5 protein-coding genes and 1 pseudogene are annotated in these 11019 nt (G+C 44.2%); all 6 read left to right on the forward strand.

From position 1 onward, the window contains the following. Positions 1–2654 (forward strand): T9SS type A sorting domain-containing protein (locus DQ356_RS10900; protein WP_147267619.1); only part of this gene is annotated, 2654 nt, incomplete at its 5' end. A gap of 107 nt (positions 2655–2761) precedes the next feature. Beyond that, complete coding sequence (locus DQ356_RS10905) at positions 2762–4693, forward strand: T9SS type A sorting domain-containing protein (RefSeq protein WP_114304536.1); 1932 nt, start codon at positions 2762–2764, stop codon at positions 4691–4693. Between the two features lie 380 nt (positions 4694–5073). Next, positions 5074–7038, forward strand: a complete 1965-nt coding sequence (locus tag DQ356_RS10910; protein ID WP_114304537.1) for a T9SS type A sorting domain-containing protein — start codon at positions 5074–5076, stop codon at positions 7036–7038. Between the two features lie 385 nt (positions 7039–7423). Then, on the forward strand, positions 7424–7774 hold the full coding sequence (locus tag DQ356_RS10915) for a T9SS type A sorting domain-containing protein (protein ID WP_114304538.1): 351 nt from the start codon (positions 7424–7426) through the stop codon (positions 7772–7774). A gap of 107 nt (positions 7775–7881) precedes the next feature. Further along, on the forward strand, positions 7882–9843 hold the full coding sequence (locus tag DQ356_RS10920; RefSeq protein WP_114304539.1) for a T9SS type A sorting domain-containing protein: 1962 nt from the start codon (positions 7882–7884) through the stop codon (positions 9841–9843). Positions 9844–10358: 515 nt separating this feature from the next. Further along, positions 10359–11019: pseudogene (locus tag DQ356_RS10930) on the forward strand (hypothetical protein); the annotation flags it as partial.

The following is an 11019-nucleotide window of genomic DNA, read 5'->3' on the forward strand; positions in this document are numbered from 1 at the left end:
GTACCGGAAGTACCTTCCAGCCTTACACCTTGCAAGCCAATTTCTCCACCGGCCTTACCGCCTCCAGTTTCTTTAAATGGATGAAGAACGGCAACGTGGTGGCACAAGGCACCAATATGACTTCCTTTACCATCACCGGCCCTAATCCTTTTGGCACGTACTGGGTAGAGGTGACTGATGTGAACGGATGCCTCGTAAAATCCAACACTGTTTCGGTGATACAGGACTGTGGTTCTACCACCGGATGTACCGTAACTCCCAGTCCGAATCTATCGGTAACCGCTTCATTGAGTTCCTGTAATACCATCAATACACAGGTTACCTTCACTACCGCCCCAAGCAGTATTGTCTGGAAGCTGAACGGCAATGTAGTACCGGGCACCGGAGCCACCAATTCCATGACCACGACCCTTGCGGGAGTCAATGTAGTGCAGGTGGAAGCCACTTACGGCAGTTGTGTGCTGATCAGCACTGCACAGGTGATCAAGCCTTACCAGCCTAAGTTGAAATATGTGATCGGATGCGGTGGCGTGAACCCAAGTGCCTATACACTAACCGCGCATAACATCTCCTCGCTTTTCGGGGTCTCAGCCAATGCAGTGACGTACAGTTACCAACTGACCGGAGGCGGACAGCCACCACAGAACGGCAGCGGGCAAAGTGCGACGTTCAGCGGCCTGACACCGGGACAAACGTATCAACTGACCCTGACGCTCACTTCGCCGGGATTGTTGCCCTGCAGCATTACCGAAAGCATCACGCTGCCGGCAATGCCTGACATGAACTTTACGCTTTCCCCGGATCCAACAGGAGGAACGGTGTGTTCAGAGAGTGTCATCACCGTGAATATCCCGGGGTATGACCCTGCAAATACCTACTATATTGGATTTAGCGGAACGGGAGTCTTTGCAACAACTGGCCAACAAAAGATAACCATTAACAGTACGCAGTCAACGAGTATTTCCCTAACAGTAACTACACCCCTTAATTGTGAGTTTATTCAAAGTACAACCCTATTTACCGTACAAAAGGCAGTATTTTCGGGTGTACTTACTCCTCAGGACGGCTATACTATTTGTGAAACAAGCACTATTCAACCGACAATTACATTTATTCCTGATCCGTTAAGTGGAAACCCTCAAAGTTACATCTGGATGAATGGTGACCAACCAGTGCCGGGTGCACCCAATACCCAAAGTTTTACCCCAACACAATCCGGGAATTACTGGCCGATATTAATAGATAGCAATGGCTGTGAGACCCATATCATGGCTAGCCAAGCCGTTCCAGTCACGATTAAACCTGTTCCTTACGCCAATATCGCAGGAAAAGCCAACCTTTGCCGAGGACAAGGCACTACCCTGTACGGAATTGTCACAGAACCTAACCTGGAATACCAATGGACCCTGCTTTATAACGGAACCACGACTGCTCTCCATCCGTGGAGCACAGCGACACCTACGCAGATTCCAACCGGAACGCTGAACACCGCAGGAACCTATACTTACACGTTCCATGTACGGCGTACCGCCGATCCGGGATGTGGCACCTCTGTCAGCTTTACCATTACGGTTAGCCAGCCTCAGGATTATCCTGACATCGGAATGCATATTCAGTGTCCCGACCCGATGAGTTCCACACCCTACAGTGTTGAACTGACCATTCAGAATCCGCAGGCAGGCCAGTACAACTGGAGCAACGGCCAGTCCGGGACTACCATTACCGTCTATCACGGCGGCCTGTATCAGGTAACCCACACCGCTCCTTCCGGCTGTATCGTGAGTTCAGAGATCATGGTTCCCCATGATCTGGAAAGCCTGATGTGGATCTTCCCGACAGGATGTTATGACGTTTGTCTGGGTGACCGCTATATTGTAGGCCCAATAGGAGATTACAATAACCACGAATGGCAATATTTCGGCAACAGCCAGCAGGACGGCCCGGGCTTTATTTATCCTTTCTGGCCGCAACAGGCAGGGAACTATCAGTTGATGATTGATAACGGCTACTGCCAGTTTACCTCCGGTACCGCTACCCTGAATCCTGATCCTTCCAAGTGCAAGATCCGATATGAGTGCCGCATTGAGCTTCATATTGAGGCGATCGAACCACAGGAAGGAGGTTATTACCTGCTGTATGGTATTATCCACAACTTCGGAAGTACTTCGGTAACGTTTACCATTACCAGCATGAACGGATATGGGGTATATCTGCCGAATACCATTACCATTCCGGCAGGAGGAAGCTATGATTTCTACGCCAATCCGCTGGTCTTCTATCCGGCTAACGGTTTCAGCGGAGGAAATGATGCGATCGTCTTCACTGCCATCAACTGTGAAGTGATCCACGAACTGGATTTCAGTGCCATGCGGGGTATCAAAAACCCACCGGTGAAAACCGTACTTCCTTCCTTCACGATGTCGCCCAATCCGGCGAGGTCGATGGTGACGGTACGCTATAATACCGGACATCCGGAGGCAAAAGCCAGTATGTTATTGGTGCATGATGCCATGGGCAATGTGAAGTTCAGAAAAGACCTGAAAAGCGCAGAAGGTGAAGTGCAGTTTGACACTTCCGGCTGGCTGCAGGGGGTATATATTGTTACAGTAGTGGCTCCTGACAAACCATTGCAGGGAAAACTGCTGAAAGAATAAACTATTATTTAATTGACCACAGGTTGGCCCATTAAGGCAGCCTGTGGTTTTTTTATTTTACATTTATGTTTCCCATAAAATGATTAATTTTAACTGAAAATATTACTATGAAAAAAATACTATACTTTTTTACAATCTTTATATTTCTGCCCGCTTTGTTGCCTGCACAAACGTATAACTGGCAGTGGGCGGTGCCGGGAGGGGGTGATTCCGGAGCCAGCGGCTCAGGTTTTAATGAAATTCAAGACGAGATGATTCGGGATGTGGTAGTGGATCAGTACAATAACTCGTACTATTTGACAAAAATATATCCTGGCAATCAAAATTTAAATAATACTCCAGTCCCCATTAACTCTGCTAATTTTAGTGATTTGTTTTTGTTTTCCTTAGATTGTAATGGTAATGTTCGTTGGACAAGAACTATCGGGGGTTATGCAGAGAGTGAGTATGCTTGGAAACTGTCGATCGATAATGACGGAGGACTCTACTTATTTGTTAATGTAATTAACACCGGTCATATTACTGCTCCTCCGCAACAATATCCACCCATCAAATGGGATGACAATAACAGTATGCCATTAACAATAGTACCATATAGCGATAACACAACTCCTGACCCAGGATTAAATTCTCTTTTTTTATTAAAATATAATACAGCTACCGGCAACCTTATATGGGCAAATCCATTGCAAGACGCCAATGGTATTACACGAATGACAAGGCTTGGAGACAACGGAGTATGGCACATGGACAGCGATGGCAATATCCATGCGATTTTGGGATTTTCTGCCGGCACTCATCTAGGGGGCCTACTTACAGTACCTCCAACATATACCACCACTATGCAATATTTTTTGGTAAAATTCACTAAAATAGGTGACCAAATGACTCCAAACCAAAATCCCATTCTTTTGTCATTAGATGGGCGATTAACCAGCGGCTTGACGGGGGGGAAAGTACAATTCTTATACGACGAATCTCTACAGCGTTATTATTTGGCAGGAAGCACCAGCAACGACCCTTCTGAATTTTCACCTCTGTCCTTCAACGGCATTCCCGTTTCTAACGATGGATACATGATCTCCTTTAGCATTAATAATGGTATTGTTACTGAAAACTGGAGAAGAGAATTCACTACTTATAATGGAGGTTCAGTTTCCAACATACCTTTTGAAAAGATATTCTCTCTTATTAAGGACAATAGCGGGGATTTGTACATTTCGGGCTATTATGCTCAACACACTACTCCAAATCCTACTTTTAGTGGTACGAATGGCAATGGCACTCCGTACAGTTATACATTACCAAATCATAATCTGACAGGCGGTTCCAATATTGCGTACGTAATGAAACTGAATCCTGAAGGAATGGTACAATGGATTAAAACACCATCAGGAACAAACGTTTCAGGAACTCCTTCATACAGATCCCGTATTGCTCTCAACGGAAACGAAATCGGTTTTGCAAAGGCTGCATGGCTATCTGAGAGTTGGGACAGTTTCTCCGTTAATGTACCGGCAAACAATGGACGGAACTCCGTATTGGTGCGTTTGAACAAGGACACGGGAAACACCGTTGGACTGCACACTATTTCCAGCGACTTCGGGAGCGATGATGAGCTAACTTCCATAGCTGTGGATCAGGATGGCAATTATGTGGTGGGTGGCTATTTCCAAAGCCAGCTTTTTACCGATCCTAATGACGGTGTGCCGACCATACATTACATTAACAGCCCGGAAACACAATTCTTCGCTGCTAAGCTCGCTAAATCTGCCTGCTCCCAAATGAACACAACAGAAACCCCGGTGAAGCAAACGGATGTGGTTTTCTACCCGAATCCGGTAAATGATGTTCTTCATATTAAAACCAAAGAAAAACTTACTTCCTACGAAGTCATCACCGCAGACGGCAGGTTGATGAAGCAGGGTAAATTTACCGGAAACTATACCATAGACATGAGTGGTGTTGCCACCGGAGTGTATTATGTGAAAGTGCAGGGTGAGAACTTTGCTACGGCGGAGAAAATAGTGAAGAAATAGGTTAATTGATTAATTGGTTAATCGGTTAATTGTTTAGAAGGAGCTGATTTGCAAATTTGCGAATTTGCGAATTTGCTTAAAAGAAGAAGGAGGCTTCGACGGGCTTAGCCTGACAGAAGGTTTGTTTTTTCACAATGGCTTCTTCAGTAGGAAGAAAAAATCCCGGAACAGCTCCTTTTAGGGCGAGGGTAAAATGTTCCGGGATTTTTGTGCGGATTTGCTTGTAGTAGCTCCTGACCAACCTTTGCAGGGAAAACTACTGAAAGAATAAACTATTATTAATTGACCACAGGTTGACCTTAGAAGGGACAGCCTGTGGTTTTTTATTTCCCATTTTATGTTTACTAAAAAATGATTAATTTTAACTGAAAATATTACTTATGAAAAAAATACTATACTTTTTTGCCTTCTTTGTATTTCTGCCCGCTTTGATGCCTTCGCAAACGTATAATTGGCAATGGGCGGTGCCGGGAGGGGGAGATTCGGGAGCCAGCGGCTCAGGTTTTAATGAAATAAAAGATGAGATGATCCGTGATGTGGTGGTGGACCAATACAACAATTCCTATTATCTTACCACCATATACCCGGGTAATCAAAACCTTAACGGCACTCCTGTCGATATTAATGCCAACTTCAGTGATTTGTTCCTGTTTTCTCTGGATTGTAACGGCAATATCAGATGGACAAGAACCATTGGAGGATACGGCGAATCTGAATTCGCCTGGAAATTATCACTGGATGATGATGGCGGCATCTATCTCATGGCTTATGTTTTCAATCAGGGTCATATTACTGCTCCTCCGCAACAATATCCACCCATCAAATGGGATGACAATAACAGTATGCCACAGAGCAGCGTACCTTTCCAAGACTACACGACGACAGACCCGGCGCTTAACACCCTGTTTTTGCTAAAATATAATACCACCAACGGCCATCTGGCCTGGGCAAAACCATTGCAAGATCCTCTGGGTGTTTCAGAGAGTACTAAGCGGGGTAATAACGGCATTTGGTATATGGACAGCAATAATACCATTCACGCGATTATCGGATTTTTGGCCGGATCGCACTTGGATGGGCTGATCAATGTGCCGGCTTCCTATTACTTTGATATGTCTAATTTCACTTATCCTAACGGCTTCCAGTATTACCTGGTTCGTTTTAACAAAGTAGGAGACCAAATGGTGCCACAGCCTAACCCTGTTCTCCTGCCGATTACTGGAGATCTTGAGCCTGCATGGTGGGGTGGAAAAGTACAGTTTCTATATGATGAAGTTTTAGAAAGATATTATCTTGCGGGAAGTACAGCCTCCACTCATGGATCTTATTCTCCTTTTTCTTTTCATAATATATCTTTTTCTAATGATGGGTATATGATGTCCTTCAGTGTTACTAATGATGTGGTTACCGAACATTGGCGAAGAGAATTTTCCACTTATGCAAATAGCAATCCAATAGCAGCACCTAATGAAAAAATATATTCCTTGATTAAAGATAGTGCAGGAAATCTGTACATTTCTGGCAGATACTATCAAGGGCAGACCCCTCCTCAACCTACATTCAGCGGCACCAACCTTAACACCTCACCTTACAGCTATATACTTCCTATAAATAATCCCGCTACGGGAAATAATACCAATTTTGTTATGAAATTAAATTCAGACGGCATTGTGCAATGGACTAAAATACCAACAAGCTCTTATTTTGGATATAACGGAACGCCATCCTACAGAGCTAGAATATCCCTCAACGGAAACGAAATTGCGTTTGTAAAAGCGGTAGGATTAACGGAAGACTGGGATAATTTTACAGCAAATGTTCCTATGAACAATGGACGGAACTCCGTATTGGTGCGTTTGCACAAGGACACAGGAAACACCGTTGGCCTGCACACTATTTCTAGCGACTTCGGGAGCGATGATGAGCTAACTTCCATAGCTGTGGATCAGGATGGCAATTATGTGGTGGGTGGCTATTTCCAAAGCCAGCTTTTTACCGATCCTAATGACGGTGTGCCTACCGTACATTACATTAACAGCCCGGAAACACAATTCTTCGCTGCTAAGCTCGCTAAATCTGCCTGCTCCCAAATGAACACCGCAGAAACCCCGGTGAAACAAACGGATGTGGTATTTTACCCCAATCCGGTAGGTGGTGTTCTTCATATTAAAACCAAGGAGAAACTTACTTCCTACGAAGTGATCACCGCAGACGGCAGGCTGATGAAGCAGGGTAAATTTTCCGGAAACTATACCATAGACATGAGTGGTGTTGCCACCGGAGTGTATTATGTAAAAGTGCAGGGTGAGAACTTTGCTACGGCTGGGAAAGTAGTGAAGAAATAGGTTGATTGATTGTTAAAAAGCGAATTTGCGGATTTGCTGATTGCTGGTTAATCGATTAATCGGTTAATGGTTTAAAGGAAGCGAATTTGCTGATTTGCTGATTTGCGGATTTGCGGATTAAAGTTGAGATGCTTACAGCATGACAAAAAACGGCGCTTGTCATTCGTAGGAATCTCAACGGTTAATAAGAAGGGTTCGCTGAGATGCTTACAGCATGACAAAAAACAGCGTTTGTCATTCCGCAGAATCTCAACGGGGTTGATTTATTTCAGCCCAATAATTTTAAGGTGGAACTCAACTTTGCCAAAGTTTCAAACTTTGGCAAAGTTATTCTACCCTTATCTGCAACTTTTTGGCATTTTCGCATCTTTAAAATAAAGACACCATGCTTGTGAATCCTTACTGGCCGGAATGCAAATTTGAGTTAGAAGTACCTTTCCCTGACATGAAAGGGAAGCATGCTTCTCCTGTTGTAACTTCAGTGAAAGCCACAATGAGCCTGGTTCCCAATCCGGCAAAAGCTCAGACTACCGTGCGCTTCGACACCGGAGATCCTGCGAAGAAGGCCCGGATGATGCTGGTGCATGATGCCATGGGCAATGTGAAGTTCAGAAAAGACCTGAAAAGCGCAGAAGGCGAAGTGCAGTTTGACACTTCCGGCTGGCTGCAGGGGGTGTATATTGTTACAGTAGTGGCTCCTGACAAACCATTGCAGGGAAAACTGCTGAAAGAATAAACTATTATTTAATTGACCACAGGTTGGCCCATTAAGGCAGCCTGTGGTTTTTTTATTTTACATTTATGTTTCCCATAAAATGATTAATTTTAACTGAAAATATTACTATGAAAAAAATACTATACTTTTTTACAATCTTTATATTTCTGCCCGCTTTGTTGCCTGCACAAACGTATAACTGGCAGTGGGCGGTGCCGGGAGGGGGTGATTCCGGAGCCAGCGGCTCAGGTTTTAATGAAATTCAAGACGAGATGATTCGGGATGTGGTAGTGGATCAGTACAATAACTCGTACTATTTGACAAAAATATATCCTGGCAATCAAAATTTAAATGGGGTTCCTGTCTCAATCAATTCCGCCAATTTTAGCGATCTGTTTCTCTTCTCTTTAGACTGTGACGGTAATACACGGTGGACCAGAACTATAGGAGGATATAATGAGAATGAGCAATCGTGGAAGTTATCGGTCGATAATGATGGTGGTTTATACATGATGGCTAACGTTTCAAATGCTTCCCAAATTTCGGTCTCTCCTCAACAATATCCACCTATAAAATGGGATGAAAGCAATATTATGCCTCAGACTACCGTGGCATACGATAATTATACTACACCTGATCCAAGTTTAAACACGATGTTTTTACTTAAATATGATACAAGCACAGGATTACTGGAATGGGCCAAACCCCTTCAGAACGACACGGGAGTAACAAGAAATGAACGACGAGGAGATAATGATATTTGGTATATGGACAGTTCTAATACTATTCATGCGATTGTAGGTTTCTTATCTGGCTCCCATTTAAACAACTTAATTAACGTTCCGCCTAGTTACTATTTTGATCCAAACACGAATACCTATCCAAATGGTTTACAATATTATTTATTGAAATACAACAAAGTAGGCGACCAAATGGTATTACAAAACCCGATTTTGCTTCCCATTTCAGGGCAGATAGCAGCAGGATGGCTAGGTGGAAAACTACAATTCTTGTATGATGAGAACTTGCAGCATTATTATTTAGCAGGAAGTAAAGGATATACAGACAGTAACTACTATTACCCCTTCACCTTTAATGGCATCCCTTTTTCAAATGATGGATATATGCTTTCATTCAGCGTAAATAATGGAAATGTAACAGAGAACTGGCGCAGGGAGTTAACTACTTATAACATGGGTGGTATTCTTATGGCTGACCCTCAGGAAAAAATATATTCTTTACTGAAAGATGATGGAGGCTTTCTCTATTTATCTGGAAGATATTCTACCTATGGCCCGCCGTTGGCTACCTTTAGCGGAAATAACAGCGATGGAACCACCTATAGTTATAATTTGCCCAGCCAAAATCCTAATGGAGGAGCACACATTAATTTTGTAATGAAGCTCAATTCGATGGGGAATATTCAGTGGTTTAAGACCACCAGTACCACCACCTCCGAAGGCACACCTTCATACAGATCCCGCATTGCCCTAAATGGCAACGAAATCGGTTTCGTAAAGGCTGCATGGCTGTCGGAGAGCTGGGACAATTTCTCCGTTAATGTACCGGCAAACAATGGACGGAACTCCGTATTGGTGCGTTTGAACAAGGACACAGGAAACACCGTTGGCCTGCACACTATTTCCAGCGACTTCGGGAGCGATGATGAGCTAACTTCCATAGCTGTGGATCAGGATGGCAATTATGTGGTGGGTGGCTATTTCCAAAGCCAGCTTTTTACCGATCCTAATGACGGTGTGCCTACCGTACATTACATTAACAGCCCGGAAACACAATTCTTCGCTGCTAAGCTTGCTAAATCTGCCTGCTCCCAAATGAACACCGCAGAAACCCCGGTGAAGCAAACGGATGTGGTTTTCTACCCGAATCCGGTAAGTGATGTTCTTCATATTAAAACCAAAGAAAAACTTACTTCCTACGAAGTCATCACCGCAGACGGCAGGTTGATGAAGCAGGGGAAATTCACCGGGAATTTCACGATAGACATGAGTGGTGTTGCCTCCGGAGTGTATTATGTGAAAGTGCAGGGTGAGAACTTTGCTACGGCAGGGAAAATAGTGAAGAAATAGGTTAATTGATTAATTGGTTAATCGGTTAATTGTTTAGAGGAAGCGAATTTGCTGATTTGCCTATAAGGGTTAATCGATTAATCGGTTAATGGTTTAAAGGAAGCGAATTTGCTGATTTGCTGATTTGCGAATTTGCTCAAAAGACAAAAGGCTTCGGCGTACTCAGCCAGACAGAAGGCTTGTTTTTTCGTAGTGAGTTCTTCGGTAGACGAAAAAAATCCCGGAACAGCTCCTTTTAGGGTCGGGGTAAAATGTTCCGGGATTTTTTGTGTGAATTTGCTTAATAGTGGAGATGCCTACAGCATGACAAAGACAGTGGTGGTGACTCGGTTAAGATTTGTCTCAACTTTGGCAAAGTTTCAAACTTTGGCAAAGTTATTTGCCGCTCAACTGCAACCTTTTGCCACTTTTAGCATCTTGATACTAAACCATTGTTATGAAATCCATAACTTTGGTCTGAAACCCTCTCTTCCCAAAGTAGAAAATGTACACAGAAGTATTATAAACGCTCTTTAATGATTTATAAAACACGATTTAAAATTTTGCCTGAGTGTTCTGTACTGCTCTTCCTGTGGATGTTGCTGATGCCTGCCCTTGTGTGGGCGCAGAGCGGGTTAGAGAGCACCAGCAAGCCAAGCGGCTGCGTAGCAGACGCCAAGATTGTAAAAGCCGTTAAGGTGCCTGACGCTCCTACCGGCAGCATCACAGGGCCCGACAAGGTATGCCAGTTAATTCCACAAACGTACAGCCTCAGCAGTATTGACAGCGGCACGATTCCCGTATGGGAAGTGACAGGAGGTACCATTCAGGGAAGCAATACCGGGCAAAGCATTACGGTGATCTTTACCGGTGCTGGCCCTTTCAGTGTCTCCGTACGAAACCGCAGCCTTGATCCGATAGGGTGTCTTTCACCACCGGTTACCTTACCTGTAGAAGCTTTCAACATGGGTAGCATCACCGTTACGCCGCCTTCAGGAGGCCTTTACTGCCCGAGTTCCAGCCAGACATTCACCGCCAATCTGAACGGCATCGTTCCCGATTCCATGGAATGGGCATTTTCGCCATCCAATTTTGGAAGCTTCGTCAGCGGACAGGGAACTTCATCCGTCACGGTGAATTTTAACGAGATCTCTACCAACCCTAACGGAGTTCTGCAGCTGAAAATCGTAAAATGTG

Origin of the sequence: Chryseobacterium lacus (assembly GCF_003336205.1) — a bacterium.
GTDB lineage: Bacteria > Bacteroidota > Bacteroidia > Flavobacteriales > Weeksellaceae > Chryseobacterium_A > Chryseobacterium_A lacus.